The 719-nt window shown below is 41.4% G+C and carries 1 protein-coding gene; it reads left to right on the top strand.

Annotation, left to right across the window (positions count from 1 at the left end; all coding sequences use genetic code 11):
* Window positions 1–357: transposase (locus tag H5123_RS20340; protein WP_182699095.1), on the top strand; the 357-nt coding region annotated here is incomplete at its 5' end.
* Window positions 358–719 lie beyond the last annotated feature (362 nt).

The raw sequence follows: 719 nt of genomic DNA, 5'->3' as shown, positions 1-719 counted from the left end.
GGCAAGATTCTGTCACTGACAATTTTGTATGAAATCGGTGATATCTGCCGATTTGAGTCAGTGCAAAAGTTCGCTTCTTACTCTAGATTGGTCAAATGCAAAGCTGAATCGGCGGGTAAAACCTACGGTACTAATGGTAATAAAATCGGTAACGCTCATTTGAAATGGGCATTCTCAGAAGCAGCTGTGCTGTACCTGCGAGGCAATGACAAAGCCCGTAACTACCTTAATCGATTACAGAAAAGAATGAGTAAGGCTAAAGCGTTGTCTGCACTCGCTCATAAGCTTGGCCGCTGCGTCTATTTCATGTTGAAGAACAAAACGGTGTTTGATGAACAACGATTCTTAAAAGGATAAGTCGCGCAATAAGGTGAGCTGAACGTCTAACTAGATACTCTTAAAAAGAGAAGTGAGCATGACCGTGAATGATGTGGCTAATGAAGCAATGACTTCTCACCATCATCACTATGCCAAATGCTATTTAAGCTACATTGCCTTGATTAGACACCTTATTGGCGCGCATTAATAAATACAATCAACAAAGTCGTTTACACCCTAAATGAGCCTGAAACTAACTGTGCAAAAAGCACCTCTGACTTGAATAGTGCCATCTTAGGGTTAACCGATAAATGTCTAGTGCCCCTGAAATTTCAAAGGAGTGAAAAGAGTCAGGCAGCGATAAGATCGCACTAAGAGAGCCTCTATATGTGTTTGCTGTA

This window comes from Shewanella sp. SR43-4, assembly GCF_014163845.1.
In the GTDB taxonomy this organism is placed as follows: domain Bacteria; phylum Pseudomonadota; class Gammaproteobacteria; order Enterobacterales; family Shewanellaceae; genus Shewanella; species Shewanella vesiculosa.
Note: the sequence above shows the minus strand (reverse complement) of the source record. Positions and strands in the feature narration are given on the sequence as shown.